Source organism: Streptomyces afghaniensis (assembly GCF_044327915.1).
Lineage (GTDB): Bacteria > Actinomycetota > Actinomycetes > Streptomycetales > Streptomycetaceae > Streptomyces > Streptomyces afghaniensis.
Window position 1 is genome coordinate 202951 of sequence record NZ_JBIRGJ010000008.1, and the last position, 14199, is coordinate 217149.

The 14199-nt window shown below is 70.5% G+C and carries 11 protein-coding genes and 1 pseudogene; 9 read left to right on the plus strand and 3 right to left on the minus strand.

Going from position 1 to position 14199, the window contains the following annotated elements:
* Nucleotides 1–37 precede the first annotated feature (37 nt).
* Nucleotides 38–2863 (minus strand): penicillin acylase family protein, encoded by a 2826-nt coding sequence (locus tag ACH4G3_RS29735; protein ID WP_397627399.1) that lies wholly within the window; start codon nucleotides 2861–2863, stop codon nucleotides 38–40.
* Between the two features lie 238 nt (nucleotides 2864–3101).
* Between ACH4G3_RS29735 and ACH4G3_RS29740 the strand changes: the two genes are divergently transcribed.
* The 5 genes from ACH4G3_RS29740 (at nucleotide 3102) to ACH4G3_RS29760 (ending at nucleotide 8330) form a co-directional block, all read left to right on the plus strand.
* Nucleotides 3102–4631: a potassium/proton antiporter gene (locus ACH4G3_RS29740; RefSeq protein WP_397627400.1), complete on the plus strand. Its 1530-nt coding sequence runs from the start codon at nucleotides 3102–3104 to the stop codon at nucleotides 4629–4631.
* Between the two features lie 267 nt (nucleotides 4632–4898).
* A complete protein-coding gene (locus tag ACH4G3_RS29745) occupies nucleotides 4899–6212 on the plus strand; it encodes an MFS transporter (protein ID WP_397627401.1) in 1314 nt (437 codons plus the stop codon).
* A gap of 67 nt (nucleotides 6213–6279) precedes the next feature.
* Nucleotides 6280–6603 (plus strand): FmdB family zinc ribbon protein, encoded by a 324-nt coding sequence (locus ACH4G3_RS29750; RefSeq protein WP_397627402.1) that lies wholly within the window; start codon nucleotides 6280–6282, stop codon nucleotides 6601–6603.
* 77 nt (nucleotides 6604–6680) lie between these two features.
* Complete coding sequence (locus ACH4G3_RS29755) at nucleotides 6681–7541, plus strand: S-methyl-5'-thioadenosine phosphorylase (protein WP_397627403.1); 861 nt, start codon at nucleotides 6681–6683, stop codon at nucleotides 7539–7541.
* Nucleotides 7542–7742: 201 nt separating this feature from the next.
* A complete protein-coding gene (locus ACH4G3_RS29760) occupies nucleotides 7743–8330 on the plus strand; it encodes a CpaB family protein (protein ID WP_397627405.1) in 588 nt (195 codons plus the stop codon).
* Nucleotides 8331–8364: 34 nt separating this feature from the next.
* On the opposite strand, the pseudogene ACH4G3_RS29765 reads toward ACH4G3_RS29760, so the two are convergent.
* Nucleotides 8365–9451: pseudogene (locus tag ACH4G3_RS29765) on the minus strand (RNA-guided endonuclease InsQ/TnpB family protein).
* 138 nt (nucleotides 9452–9589) lie between these two features.
* Here ACH4G3_RS29765 and mscL point away from each other — a divergent pair.
* A complete protein-coding gene (gene mscL, locus ACH4G3_RS29770) occupies nucleotides 9590–10048 on the plus strand; it encodes a large conductance mechanosensitive channel protein MscL (RefSeq protein WP_397627406.1) in 459 nt (152 codons plus the stop codon).
* A gap of 25 nt (nucleotides 10049–10073) precedes the next feature.
* On the opposite strand, the gene ACH4G3_RS29775 is transcribed toward mscL, so the two are convergent.
* Nucleotides 10074–10253, minus strand: a complete 180-nt coding sequence (locus tag ACH4G3_RS29775) for a hypothetical protein (protein ID WP_020276496.1) — start codon at nucleotides 10251–10253, stop codon at nucleotides 10074–10076.
* A gap of 68 nt (nucleotides 10254–10321) precedes the next feature.
* Between ACH4G3_RS29775 and ACH4G3_RS29780 the strand changes: the two genes are divergently transcribed.
* From ACH4G3_RS29780 to ACH4G3_RS29790, 3 genes are all read left to right on the plus strand, one after another.
* A complete protein-coding gene (locus ACH4G3_RS29780) occupies nucleotides 10322–11563 on the plus strand; it encodes a low temperature requirement protein A (RefSeq protein ID WP_397627408.1) in 1242 nt (413 codons plus the stop codon).
* Between the two features lie 110 nt (nucleotides 11564–11673).
* Nucleotides 11674–12714 carry a P1 family peptidase gene (locus tag ACH4G3_RS29785; protein WP_397627409.1) on the plus strand — a complete coding sequence of 347 codons (1041 nt, stop codon included), beginning with the start codon at nucleotides 11674–11676 and terminating at the stop codon, nucleotides 12712–12714.
* 166 nt (nucleotides 12715–12880) lie between these two features.
* On the plus strand, nucleotides 12881–14098 hold the full coding sequence (locus tag ACH4G3_RS29790; RefSeq protein WP_397627410.1) for a L,D-transpeptidase: 1218 nt from the start codon (nucleotides 12881–12883) through the stop codon (nucleotides 14096–14098).
* The last annotated feature ends 101 nt before the right edge of the window (nucleotides 14099–14199 follow it).

The following is a 14199-nucleotide window of genomic DNA, read 5'->3' on the forward strand; positions in this document are numbered from 1 at the left end:
GCGTGGAGGGCCGCTTTCGGATTGCGGTGTCAGCGGCTCACGGCTTGAGCACCAGCTTGTCCTCCGTACTGTCCTCGACCGCCTTGTCCGAGAAGGACCACGGGAGCAGTTCGCCGTCGGCCCACTTGTCCGTCTGGTCGACGTAGTGGGCGCTGTAGGCGTGCCCGGAGGCGCCGCTGAGGTTGATCCAGCGGGACTTGTCGAGGTCGCCGAGGTTCACGACCATCCGCATGGACGGCACCCACACCACGCCGTAGCCGCCGGCCGCGTTCCAGCCGGTCGCGTTGACGGTGGCCTCGCCGCCGCTGAGCTCCCAGGGGCCGCGGTTGAGGGCGTACTGGACGAAACCGGGGCCCTCTGTGCCGAGGGTCTGGTTCTTCAGGAACAGGCGGTGCAGCCGGCCCCAGGTCCAGCTGTCGATGTCCTTGCCGAGCTTGGCGGTCAGCTCCCAGCGGGCGTCGATCATCGCGCGCCTGAACAGCTGGTCGCGGTTGACGGCGCCGGGGCGGGTGCCCGCCTTGGGCGTCTTCCACCAGTCGCTGTCCGGCTGGTCCATCAGCTTGCGGACCACCTCGAACCAGCGGTCGCCGCCGTCCGGCTGCGCCTGGTCGGGGTCGCGCTCGCCGCACTCGCGGACGTCCTCCGCCTCGTCGGCGGGCCCGGTGGTGTTGACCGGCTTCACCCACAGGCACTGGCCCTTGCCCCGCAGCTCCTTGGGCAGCTTGTTGCCGAAGGCGAGCTTGAGGATGTTGCGCCAGACCGCGTTGAAGTAGGCGGCGGCCGCCGAGTCGGCGTCCTGGGTGTAGTCCCAGCCCTCCAGCAGCTTCTGCGCCTCGCGGACGTCCTTGTTCTCGGGGTCGATCTTGAGCAGCGTGGGCACCAGCAGCCGGGCGATCTCGCTGCTGTTGTCCAGCTGCATCTGGCGCATGTCGTCCGTGGAGACCTTGCCGCCGTCCTTGATCTTCGACTGGATCAGGTCGGTGATCCGCTGGCTGCGCGTGCCGTAGCCCCAGTCCTTGGTGAGCGTGTAGGGGTACTTGTCCGGGTCGATCACGGCCTGGTTGGCGGTGACGATGTAGCCGCGGTCCGGGTTGTACTCGTACGGCAGCTCGTCCTGCTCGATGTAGCCGGTCCAGCGGTACTTGGGATCCCAGCCGGGCGCCGGGACGGAGCCGTCGTCGTCCTGGGAGCGCTTCGGGATCCTGCCCGGCAGGGTGTAGCCGATGTTGTCCTCGGTGTCCGCGTAGACCAGGTTCTGCGAGGGCACGTCGAACAGGGCGGCGGCCTTGCGGAAGTCGGTCCAGTTCTTGGCCCTGTCCATGGCGAAGACGGCGTCCATGGTGGTGCCCGGCTGGAGCGCGGTCCAGCGCAGCGCCACGCCGTAGCCGTCGCCTCTGTCGGGTGCGGCGGTGTCGACGGTGGCCTTCCTGCCGACCTTCACGAGCTCCTTGGCCCGGTCGGACAGCAGGGGCCCGTTGTTGGTCTCGCGGACGACGATCTTCCTGGGCGAGCCGTCGGCGACCTTGATGGTCTCCTCGCGCGTCTCGAAGGGCTTGACCTTGCCGTCGTACAGGTAGCCGTCGCCGGTGATCTTCTCCAGGTAGAGGTCCGTGACGTCGACGCCGGAGTTGGTCATGCCCCAGGCGATGTCCTGGTTGTGGCCGATTATCACGCCGGGCATGCCGGCGAAGGTGTAGCCGCTGACGTCGTACTGGCACGCGCTGGAGACGCTGCGGCAGTGCAGGCCCATCTGGTACCAGACGGACGGCAGCGAGGGCGACAGGTGCGGGTCGTTGGCCAGCAGCGGCTTGCCGGTGATGGTGTGTGTCCCGCGGACGACCCAGGAGTTGGAGCCGATGCCGTCGCCGTTCAGGCCGACGGCCGGCGGGAGGTCGCTCAGGGCATCGCTGAGGCCGGTGAGCTGGCTGTCCAGGTTCGAGGTGCCGGAGGCGGTGCCGGAAGCCGCGCCCCCGGTGTCGGACGCGGTGCCGGAGGCCGTGCCCGCGGTGCCCGCGGTGCCGCCGGTTCCGCCTGTGCCCGTGCCCGTACCCGTGCCGCCGGTGCCGCTCGTGCCGCCCTGTTCGAACGCGCCCGTCAGCTCGTCGTACTGGCCCTCCTGGACGATCGCCTTGTTCCGGCTGTACGGGTACTGCGGGTACAGCTCGGCGATCTGCTTCGGACCGAGGCGGCTGGTCAGCAGGGCGCGGTCGATCTCGTCCTGCATGTTGCTGCGCAGGTCCCAGGCCATCGCCTTCAGCCAGGAGATCGAATCGACCGGGGTCCACTTCTGCGGCTTGTAGTCGTTGGTGAACCCGAGCGCCGCGTACTCCAGGGAGATGTCCTCGCCGTCCTTGCCCTGGAGGTAGGCGTTGACCCCCTCGGCGTAGGCCTGGAGGTACTTCTTCGTGGCGGCCGACAGCTTGGTGTCGTACTCCTGCTTGGCGACCCGCTCCCAGCCGAGCGTGCGCAGGAACTCGTCGTTGTCGACCTGGCTCTTGCCGAACATCTCCGACAGCCGGCCGGCCGCCATGTGACGGCGCACGTCCATCTCGTAGAACCGGTCCTGCGCCTGGACGTAGCCCTGCGCCATGAACAGGTCCGCGTCGGAGGAGGCGTAGATCTGCGGGATGCCGTAGTCGTCGCGCTTGACCTCGACGGGTCCCGAGAGGCCCTTGAGCGTGAGGGAGCCCTTGGTCTGCGGGAAGGAGGCGCGGACGGTGCTGATGGACCAGTACGCCCCGAAGGCGACGCCTCCGATCAGCGCCAGCACCAGGACGAGCACGATCAGGCGGGCTTTGCGCCCCTTTCTCCTGCCGGACTTGGCGGGCTGCTGACCCGTGGAGGCGGTGGTGTTGGGGGGCATCGCTGTCCTTGCTGTCCTAACGCGAGCGGCAGGTTCGGCTGTGCTTTTAACTGAGCGCTGGAGCAACGATAGGCGCAGGGCCCTGCGCCCCTTGACGCGGAGTCGGTAACCGGCACGGACGGACGTTCGATCACACCCTCGGAAGCGTCAAGAAATCGTCAAGAGTTAGGTAAGGTAACGAAGTAGTTGGCGCGATGCGCCACAGCTTCATGTGCGATGTACGTGAGCCCACGCGCGTGTGCGTGCGGGCCAGGGAAGGATTCGGCCGCTGACTGTTCACCACCTCAACCAGCTCCTGCTCGTCTGCTCGCTCGTCCTGCTCGTCGCCGTCGCAGCGGTACGGATCTCCTCGCGCAGCGGGCTCCCCAGCCTGCTCGTCTATCTGGGGATAGGCGTCGCCATGGGCCAGGACGGCATCGGCGACATCCACTTCGACAACGCAGAACTGACCCAGGTCATCGGATACGCGGCCCTGGTCGTGATCCTGGCCGAGGGTGGTCTGGGCACGAAGTGGAAGGAGATCAAGCCGGCCCTGCCGGCCGCCACGGCACTGGCGCTGGCCGGTGTCGCGGTGAGCGTCGGGGTGACGGCGTCGGCCGCGCACTACCTGATCGGGCTGGAGTGGCGGCAGGCGCTCATCATCGGGGCGGTCGTCTCCTCGACGGACGCGGCGGCCGTGTTCTCCGTGCTGCGGAAAATCCCCCTCCCCGCGCGCGTGACGGGCACGCTGGAGGCGGAGTCCGGCTTCAACGACGCCCCGGTGGTCATCCTCGTGGTCTCGCTGTCCACGGCGGGTCCGGTCGAGCACTGGTACGTGCTGCTGGGCGTGATCCTGCTGGAGCTGGCCATCGGCGCGGCCATCGGACTCGCGGTGGGCTGGCTCGGCTCCTGGGGGCTGCGGCACGTGGCGCTACCGGCCTCCGGCCTCTATCCGATCGCCGTCATGGCCATCGCCGTGGTGGCGTACGCGGCGGGCGCGCTGGCCCACGGCAGCGGATTCCTCGCGGTGTACCTCGCCGCGATGGTGATGGGCAACGCGCGGCTGCCGCACTGGCCGGCCACCCGCGGCTTCGCCGACGGTCTCGGCTGGATGGCCCAGATCGGGATGTTCGTCCTGCTCGGCCTGCTGGTGACCCCGCACGAGCTGGGCGACGACATCGTGCCCGCGCTCGTCATCGGGCTGGTGCTCACGATGGTGGCGCGTCCGCTGAGCGTGGTGGTCTGCCTGTCGCCGTTCCGGGTGCCGTGGCAGGAGCAGACCCTGATGTCCTGGGCGGGGCTGCGCGGAGCCGTGCCCATCATCCTGGCGACCATCCCGATGGTGGAGGGCGTCGAGGCCAGCCGCCGGATCTTCAACATCGTCTTCGTGCTGGTCGTCGTCTACACCCTGGTCCAGGGCCCCACGCTGCCCTGGCTGGGCCGCAAGCTGCGCCTCGGGGACGGCTCGGAGGCCGCCGACCTCGGCATCGAGTCTGCTCCGCTGGAGCGGCTGCGCGGGCATCTGCTGTCCGTGGCGATCCCCGACGGGTCGAAGATGCACGGCGTGGAGGTGGCCGAGCTGCGGCTGCCGCACGGCGCCGCCGTGACGCTCATCGTGCGCGGGGGCGAATCCTTCGTTCCGCTGCCGACGACCATATTGCAGCGGGGCGACGAGCTCCTCGTCGTCGCCACGGATCCCGTCCGGGACGCGACCGAGAGCCGGCTGCGGGCCGTGGGGCGCGGCGGCAAGCTGGCCGGCTGGTTGGGGACGAACGGCGTGAGCCACTGAAGGGTGTTTTGCGCCCTTTTGGATTTACGGGGCGGACGGGCCCATGGTGCTCACTTTCACAGGCACGCATCCCGTGATCCCTGTACGATGAAGGCGTTACCCAGATCGAACCAACTCTGCCTGACGCAGAGCTGGCGCGACCGTATGGCGGTCGGGTCGCCCCTCCTCACCGGGCCCCGGCATCTACCGCAGTTCCGCGCAAGAGGACAGCTCTCGGCGCCGCCCGCACACGGGCCCGCGCTACCAGGCGGCAGAAAGGCACGGGCCGTGGCGTCCACGGTCACCTCGAAGAAGTCGAAGAACTCGATGACCTCGAAGAACTCGACGGCTTCCGCCCGCCCGGGATACGGCAGGCTGCTGCGCACCCGCGGCGCCTGGACCTTCCTGCTCCCCGGCTTCGCGGCACGCCAGCCGTTCGCGATGCTGACCATCTCCATCGTGCTGCTGGTGCAGCACACCACCGGCTCCTACGGTGCGGCGGGCGCCGCCGCAGCCGTCACCGGTGTCTCCATGGCGCTGTTCGCTCCCTACACCGGCCGCCTCGCCGACCGCCACGGGCAGCGGGCCGTGCTGATCCCCGGCGTGCTGCTGCACGCGCTGTCCGGGCTGACGCTGACGGCGCTGGCACTGATGGACGCCCCCTTGTGGGCGGTGTTCGCGGCGGCCGTCCCGACCGGCGCCTCGGTGCCGCAGGTCGGGCCGATGGTGCGGGCCCGCTGGGGCGTGAAGCTCAAGGACTCGCCGCTCATGACCACCGCGGCGGCCTTCGAGTCCGTCACGGACGAACTGACCTTCGTCGTCGGCCCGCTGCTGGCCACCGCCCTGTGCACGGCCGTCGACCCGGCCGCCGGCCTGGTCACGGAGGCGTCGCTGACCCTGATCGGCGGTCTGCTGTTCGCCGCGCAGAAGAGCACCCAGCCCTCGGTCGGAGGCGGCAGCGGCCACGCGCGCGTGGAGCACGCTTCCGCGCTGCGGATCCCCGGGGTGCGCGTGCTGATCGTGACGTTCCTGGGCATCGGGTCCGTCTTCGGCGGTATGCAGGTCTCGCTGGCCGCGTTCACCGAGTCGATCGGCGAACCGGGCCTCAACGGCGTCCTCTACGGCGTCTTCGCCGCGGGCAACATGCTCTCCGGCGTCGTCTGCGGCGCGATCGCCTGGAAGGCGGCCCCGCAGCGGCGCCTCGTCGTCGGCTACACGGCACTCGCGCTCACAGCGTCGGGCCTGTGGGCCGCCCACTCGGTGCCGGTCCTCGCCGGGCTCGGCCTGCTGGTCGGCATGTGCATCGCACCCGCCCTGATCACCGGCTACACCCTGGTCGAAGGCCTGGTCCCGGCCGGTGCCCGCACCGAGGCCTTCACCTGGCTGACCGGCGCGGTGGCGCTCGGCCAGGCGGCGGCCGTCACGGTCGCCGGACAGCTGGAGGACCGCTTCCGGGACGGCGCCGGTTTCCTGGTGCCGATGGGCGGCACCGTGCTCGCCCTGGTGACCCTCCTGGCCCTGCGTTCCCGGCTGGCGGGACGCGCCCCCGGCCGCACCGTCGCACGTGGCGTGGGTCACCGCGTGCCGGTGGCAGTGGACTGAACGGCCGGAATACGTCAAGATGGATCGTCGTTAGCACTCATCGAGTGAGAGTGCCAGGAGGAAGACAGTGCCCACCTACCAGTACCAGTGCACCGAGTGCGGCGAGGGCCTCGAGGCGGTGCAGAAGTTCACCGACGACGCCCTCACCGAGTGCCCCAGCTGCAAGGGCCGCCTGAAGAAGGTGTTCTCGGCGGTCGGCATTGTCTTCAAGGGCTCCGGCTTCTACCGGAACGACAGCCGCGGCTCCTCGTCGAGCAGCGCCCCGGCGTCGAAGTCGTCGAGCTCCTCGTCGTCCTCCTCGGACTCCGGTTCCAGCTCCGGCTCCGGCTCCGGCTCGAGCTCGTCGTCGAGCACCGGCAGCTCCGCCAGCAGCAGCACCACCGCCGCGTAAGGCCTGTTTCTTACGGGACCCTGTCGCCTTTCGGCGACGGGGTCCTCGGCGTTTCCGCCTGCGGTTAGGGTGCGGGCATGGTGAACAAGGCGAACGTGGCGAACAAGGGGGACGCCGGGATCGGCGTCATCGGCGGCTCCGGGTTCTACTCCTTCCTCGACGACGTGACCGAGGTCCAGGTGGACACCCCGTACGGGCCGCCCAGCGACTCCCTCTTCCTCGGCGAGGTCGCCGGCCGGCGCGTCGCTTTCCTGCCCCGGCACGGACGGGGCCACCATCTGCCGCCGCACCGGATCAACTACCGGGCCAACCTGTGGGCGCTGCGGTCGGTCGGCGTACGCCAGGTGCTCGCCCCCTGCGCCGTCGGCGGCCTGCGTCCCGAGTACGGGCCGGGCACGCTGCTGGTGCCGGACCAGCTGGTCGACCGGACCAAGTCGCGCGCGAACACGTACTTCGACGGGCTGCCGCTGCCCGACGGGACGGTGCCGAACGTGGTGCACGTGTCGCTGGCCGATCCCTACTGCCCCGCCGGGCGGGCCGTCGCCCTCAAGGCGGCGCGCGGCCGGGACTGGGAGCCGGTGGACGGGGGCACGCTGGTCGTCGTCGAGGGGCCGCGCTTCTCGACCCGTGCCGAATCGTTGTGGCACCAGGCGCAGGGCTGGTCGGTGGTGGGCATGACCGGCCATCCCGAGGCGGCGCTCGCCCGTGAGCTGGAGCTCTGCTACACGTCCCTGACCCTGGTCACCGACCTCGACGCCGGCGCCGAGACCGGGGAGGGCGTCTCGCACGACGAGGTGCTGCGGGTGTTCGCGGCGAACGTGGACCGGCTGCGGGGCGTGCTGTTCGACGCGGTGGCGGGGTTGCCGGGGGAGGACGAGCGGGGCTGTCTGTGTGTGAGTGCGCTGGGTGGGATGGATCCGGGGTTCGCGTTGCCGTAGGGGACGGGCTGCGGACTGTGGGGGGCTGCGGCTGTGGGGGCTGCGGCTGGTGGGGGCTACCGACTGGGGGGCGGAACTTGCCGTTCGGGTGAGGGAGTTGTCCACAGGGCGGCGGTGGGTCCACAGGCCTGAGCGGGCGGTGGCGGGAAGCCTCATCGTGGGGAGCGCAAGCCGGTCGCTCGTCACAGGTGGTGGTCCCCCATGTCCCTCGCTCGCTCTTCGTTCGTGCCCTCCTCCCCCTCTTGGTCCGTCGCCCCGTGCCCGCCCGGACCGGAGGTGCCGGCGAGGCGTGAGGTGCCGCGGTTCGACCCCGTACGGGTACGCGGCGGCCGGGCCGGCCGGCTCGTGCGGCACCGGCGGCGGGCCCTGGCCGTGGGGCTCGCGGTCACCGCGACCGCGCTGGTCGCGGCGGGACCGCGGGGATCCGACGGGGCCCGCGGGCATCCCCGGGCCCAGCCTCCCGCGCACGCGGCCCCGGGCTCCGGGGAGCAGGCCGTACGGACGCGTCGTGCCGTGGGGACGGTGACGGCCCCGGTCCGGATCGCCGACGCGGCCACCGTGCGACTGCTGCGGCCCGGCGACCGGGTCGACGTCATCGCCGCCGAGGAGACGGTGTCGGGCGGCGATGCCCGGGTGGTCGCGCGCGGGGCCAGGGTGACGAAGGTGCCGGAGCCGCTGGAGGGCGCGAGCGACGCAGGGGCGCTCGTCGTGCTGTCGGTGCCGCGTGCCACTGCCGCCCGGCTGGCCGGTGCGAGCGCCACCGCGCAGTTGGCGGTGACGCTGTGTTGAATCCTCTCCTCCCTTGAGGGAGGGGATTTCTGGTTCAGGCTGCCTCCTGGAGCAGCGCTCCAGGAGGTCTTCCGCCATCAGCACCAGCCGGGTTGAGACCAGCCCGGACGAGCATCACGCGTGCGGAGTTCTTGTCCCGCGGGGACACGCTTCCGCAGGCGGTGCAGGTATAGGTGCGCTCACCCAGCGGCAGCGCGTGCTTGGCTCTCGCATCGCACTGAGCGCAGTCCATCGTGGTGTGCGCAGGGTGGACCAGGCGGATGTCCCGCCCGTGCTTGCGGCCCATCTCGACCAGGGCAGCCTTGGTGGCGCCGATGGCGGCGTCTGCAGCTTTGCGAGCCATGGTCGTCCTGGCGAGAAACTTCGGACGGAAGTCCTCGACAGCGACGGCGTCATGGTCGCGGACAACCTTCTTGGCCCACTTCCGGCCGGTGTCCTCACGCTGCCTGGCGACCTTCTTGTACGCCTTCGCCCGCAGGTTCTTCGCCTCGCGGTAACCCTTGGATGCCGGTTGTCCATTCTTCGGTTTGCGGCGGGCCATCATCCGGTCGTACCGGGTCAGCTTCTTCTGGGCCTTCCTGCCGTGCTCAGGATGCGGCAGGTCGTGAGCGTCGGATGTGGTGGTCGCGGTCTCCTTCACACCCCAGTCGACGCCGAGTACTCGACCGGTCCGAGGCAGCGGCTGCACCTCGGCGAGTACGACGAAGGAGCAGTACCAGTGCCCGAGGCTGTCCTGGTACACGCGCACCGAGGACGGCTCAGCCGGGAGTTCCCGCGACCACACCACCCTCACCACGATCCCGCCCGCCAGATGCAGCCGGCCGTCCTTCAGCCGGAATCCGCGCTTGGTGTAGTTCAGGGTCGGCAGCGCCTCGCGCTTCCTCTTGTACCTGGGCATCCCCGCCCGGCGCGCCACGGGCAGGCACTCCTTGACGTCCTTGCGCGCCTTGGCGCGGGAGCGGCCGAAATCGCGGATGACCTGCTGCTGGACAACCGACGACCCCTCACACAGCCACGCGGTCCCACTCCGCCGCCAGGGCCGTGCGGGCAGCGGACGTCACACGCAGCCGGTAGGTGTAGCGGGCATGCCCGGCCCCCGCAGCCGCCCCCACCCGCGCCATCCCGCCCCCTCACGATTCCTGGCCGGAACCCCATAAGTCGCGCGTTCGAGGGACCCAGGTGCTCCGTTCGGCGCAACGTTGACGTAGGTTGCGGAGCGTTTTGTTCCGCAAGCTGCCCGTGCGAGGAGAGACCCCGAGGTGAGCGAGAAGAAGGATGCGAGCGTCTGGGAGGGCTTCAAGGCCTTCCTGATGCGCGGGAACGTCGTCGATCTGGCGGTGGCGGTGGTGATCGGCGCCGCCTTCACCAACATCGTCAACGCCGTGGTGAAGGGGATCATCAACCCCGTCGTCGGGGCCATCGGGACCAAGAACCTCGACCACTACAGCTCGTGTCTGAGCTCGACGTGCGAGGGCGAGCAGGGCATCCGGATCCTGTGGGGTTCCGTCCTCGGCACCACGCTGAGCTTCGTGATCACCGCGGCGGTCGTCTACTTCCTGATGGTCCTGCCCATGGCGAAGTACCTGGCCCGGCTGGAGGCCCGCCGCAAGGCGAAGGAGGGCGCGCAGGAGGTCATCGAGGTGACCGAGCTGGAGGTGCTGAAGGAGATCCGGGACGCGCTGGTCGCACAGCGCGGCTCCGGGCACGACCGGCGGTAGGGCTACGGGCGGCCGTCCTCCTGGCTCAGAGGTGGTGGGGCGGCTTCTCGTCGAGGAAGCGCTTGAGGTCGGCCGCGCCGCCCCCGGAGTCGGAGCGCTCGCCCCAGCCGCGGTCGGTGTCGTCGGAGGACTGCTGGTCGAGCGGGTCGTCGAAGACCAGCGCCGGCTTCGGCGCGCGCGGCTCGGGATCGGGGGCGGTGCTCATGCGTCCAGGGTACGGTCGCGGAGAAAGTCGCGGAGAAATTCCCCGCGCCTTCTGTTGTGCTGGGAACCATGACGTCCAGCCCCACTCCCTCGCCCGACCCCTCCGGTGCGCCCGGCGGCCAACGGCCCGTGCGCAGGCTCAGGGCCCGTGGACGCGACGAGGCGCACCGGGCGGCCTCGCCGCTGGAGCTCTTCTTCGACCTGTGCTTCGTCGTGGCGGTGGCACAGGCGGGCATCGAGCTGGTGCACTCCGTCGCCGAGGGGCATCCGGGCGAGGGGATCCTCGACTACGCGATGGTGTTCTTCGCCCTGTGGTGGGCGTGGATGAACTTCACCTGGTTCGCCTCGGCGTACGACAACGACGACGTGCTCTACCGGGTCGTCACGCTGGTGCAGATGGCCGGTGTGCTGGTCCTCGCGGCGGGAGTGTCCCGGGCGTTCGGGGAGCACGAGTTCTTCGTCGTCTGGCTGGGCTATCTGATCATGCGGCTCGCCATGGCGGCCCAGTGGCTGCGGGCGGCCCGCTCCACCGAGGGCCCGGAGCGGACGACGGCTCTGCGCTACGCCGGTGGTCTGCTGGCGTGCCAGGTCGGCTGGCTGGGGCTGCTGTTCCTGCCCGAGGGGGCCAGGCCCTGGTGGTTCCTGGTGATGGCGCTGCTGGAGATGTGTGTGCCGCCGTGGGCGGAGAAGGACCGTCCCACGTCCTGGCATCCGCGCCACATCGCGGAGCGGTACGGGCTGTTCACCATCATCGTGCTCGGCGAGACGGTCGCCGCGGCCACGGTCGCCGTGAAGTCGGGCGTCGACGAGAACGACGCCCTGGGCGAGCTCCTCCCCATCGCCGCGGGCGGGCTGCTGATCATCTTCGCCGCGTGGTGGGTCTACTTCGTGGTCCCCATCCACGACCATCTGCGGTCCAACCGGCAGGCCTTCCTGTGGGGTTACGGCCACTATCTCGTCTTCGCCTCGGCGGCCGCGATCGGGGCCGGGCTGGAGGTGGCGGTGGAGCAGACGGTCGGCAAGGCGCACATTGCCACGCTGGCGGCGTCGGCCGCCGTGACTCTGCCGACGGCCCTGTATCTGCTGACTCTGTGGGCCCTGCACTCGCGCCACTTCAAGGCGGGGATCGCCCAGCAGCTGGTGCTGCCGACGACGGCGCTGCTGGTGATCTGGTGCACGTTCCTCGACGACTGGGCGGTGCTCGCGGCAGGCCTGGTCTGCGCGCTGTCGGTGGTGGCGGGAGAGACCCTGGCCCTGCGCAGGACCGGCCGGGACACCCGGGTCGACGGGCAGGAGGCGCCGACCGGGTGACGCCGACGAGGCCGCCCGCGTCCGCGGGAGGCGGGCGGGCCGGGCAGGCCGACGGCGCCGACCGGCTGGGTGCGCCCGCGGGGGCCGGCGTCTGGACGAGACTGGGCGGCATGACAGTTGACGCTCTGGTGGACGCTCTGACGGATGTCTCCGGCCTGCGGGTGGGGCACGCGACACGCGCCGGCGACGGCTGGCTCACCGGCACCACGGTGGTGCTGGCCCCGGAGGGCGGGGCCGTGGCCGCCGTGGACGTGCGGGGCGGTGGTCCCGGCACCAAGGAGACGGACGCGCTCGACCCGCGCAACGTGGTGCGGAAGGTCGAGGCGATCGTGCTGACCGGCGGCAGCGCGTACGGGCTCGACGCGGCTTCGGGGGTGATGGCCTGGCTGGAGGGACGGGGGCGCGGGATCCGCGTCGGGGCGGACCCGGCGCATATCGTGCCGGTGGTGCCCGCAGCCTGTGTCTTCGATCTGGGGCGCGGCGGCGACTTCCGGGCCCGGCCCGACGCGGCCACCGGCCGTGCGGCGGTCGAGGCGGCCGCGGCGAGCGAGCCGGGCGCGCCGGTGCCCGAGGGGTGTGTGGGCGCCGGCACGGGGGCGGTGGTCGGGGTGGTGAAGGGCGGCGTCGGCGGCGCGAGCACCGTGCTCGGTTCGGGAATCACGGTGGCCGCGCTGGTGGTGGCCAACGCGGCGGGGTCGGTGCTCGATCCGGAGACGGGGGTGCTGTACGGGGAGCTGTTCCAGGGGCGGGTGGAGTACCCGGCGGCACAGGTGCACGAGGCCGCGCGGCGGCGCCTCGCCGAGACGGCCGCGAGGAGCGCGCCTCCACCGCTCAACACCACGCTCGCGGTGGTCGCCACGGACGCCGGCCTGTCGAAGGCGCAGGCGCAGAAGCTGGCCGGTACGGCACACGACGGGATCGCCCGCGCAGTGCGGCCGGTGCACCTCCTCAACGACGGGGACACGGTATTCGCGCTGGCGACCGGGGACCGCGCCCTGGACGCCGCGAACCCGCTCGCCCTCAACGAGGTCCTCGCCGCGGGCGCGGACGTCGTGACCCGGGCGATCGTGCGGGCCGTGCGCGCCGCGCAGCCGGTCGACGGTCCGGGCGGGGCGTGGCCGTCGTACGGGGAGTTGTACGGGGACCGCTGAGCGGACGGGCAGCGCACAGCGGTTCCACAGCGACGCCGGACATTGTCCCGGGCCTGTAACGGTGATGTCGCTCATGGCGGTCGGACGGAACCCGACCGGCCGCCCGGCCCCTCTTCTCTCACGTACTGGAGCGGACCACGCACATCACACGAACTGGGAGCAGCCCGTGACAACGCCGGACATTGCAGCGCGGCGCAAACTGGGGGCATGTGCCGCCCTGATGGTCGGCGCGCTGACGCTCACCGCCTGCGGTGGCAGCGCCAACGCCAAGGACGACGCCAAGGGTGGCGGCGACTCGGCGAAGACCTCCGTCGCGAAGATCGCCATCTCGGCGAAGGACGGTTCGACCGGCGCCTCCATCAACAAGACCGGCGTGAAGGTCAGCGACGGGAAGCTGACCGACGTGAAGATGACGGTGGCGGGCAGTGGTCAGGCCGTACCGGGCTCGATCTCCTCCGACGGCAAGGCCTGGAAGCCGAAGGAGCAGCTGGAGCGCGGCACGAAGTACCAGATATCGGCGACCGCGAAGGACACGAAGGGCCGTACGGCGGCAGCGAACTCCATCTTCACGACGGTCACCTCGGCGAACAGCTTCATCGGGACGTACACGCCGGACAACGGCACCACGGTCGGTGTGGGCATGCCGGTGTCGTTCAACTTCGACAAGGCCATCACGAACCGCAAGGACGTGCAGTCGCACATCACCGTCACGTCCAGCAGCGGGCAGAAGGTCGTCGGGCACTGGTTCGGCTCGCAGCGGCTCGACTTCCGGCCCGAGGAGTACTGGAAGGCCGGTTCCAAGGTCACGATGAAGATCGACCTGGACGGGGTCGAGGGCACGAACGGCGTCTACGGCGTGCAGAAGAAGACGGTCACCTTCACCGTCGGGCGCTCGCAGGTCTCCACGGTCGACGTCAACACGCAGACCATGACGGTCGTGCGGGACGGCAAGACGTTCAAGACGATCCCGATCTCGGCGGGCAGCCCGCAGCACACCACGTACAACGGGCAGATGGTGATCTCCGAGAAGTTCGTGCAGACCCGGATGAACAGCCGCACGGTCGGGCTCGGCGGTGAGTACGACATCCCAGATGTGCCGCACGCGATGCGCCTGACGACGTCCGGCACGTTCATCCATGGCAACTACTGGTACAACAAGGGCAATCCGCCCTTCGGCCGCCAGGGCACGAGCCACGGCTGCGTCGGCCTGGCGGACGTCCAGGGCGCCGGGGGCAATACGCCCGCCAAGTGGTTCTACGACAACTCCCTCATCGGGGACGTGGTGATCGTGAAGAACTCCCCCGACAAGACGGTGGCGCCGGACAACGGGCTCAACGGCTGGAACATGGCGTGGAGCCAGTGGATCGCGGGCAGCGCCTCATAAGCGGATGAACGACCTCCCCAACTGGGGTTTTTGACAGACCGATCGGGCCGCGCGGGAACTTTTCGCGCGGCCCGCGCGTTTTCCTGGACGTACGTTTTCTC

Coding starts and splice junctions, on each gene's coding strand:
- ACH4G3_RS29735 (WP_397627399.1), bottom strand. CDS start 2,863: ATGCCCCCCAACACCACCGCCTCCACGGGTCAGCAGCCCGCCAAGTCC.
- ACH4G3_RS29755 (WP_397627403.1), top strand. CDS start 6,681: ATGGTGAACAAGGCGAACGTGGCGAACAAGGGGGACGCCGGGATCGGC.
- ACH4G3_RS29760 (WP_397627405.1), top strand. CDS start 7,743: ATGTCCCTCGCTCGCTCTTCGTTCGTGCCCTCCTCCCCCTCTTGGTCC.
- ACH4G3_RS29775 (WP_020276496.1), bottom strand. CDS start 10,253: ATGAGCACCGCCCCCGATCCCGAGCCGCGCGCGCCGAAGCCGGCGCTG.
- ACH4G3_RS29780 (WP_397627408.1), top strand. CDS start 10,322: ATGACGTCCAGCCCCACTCCCTCGCCCGACCCCTCCGGTGCGCCCGGC.
- ACH4G3_RS29785 (WP_397627409.1), top strand. CDS start 11,674: ATGACAGTTGACGCTCTGGTGGACGCTCTGACGGATGTCTCCGGCCTG.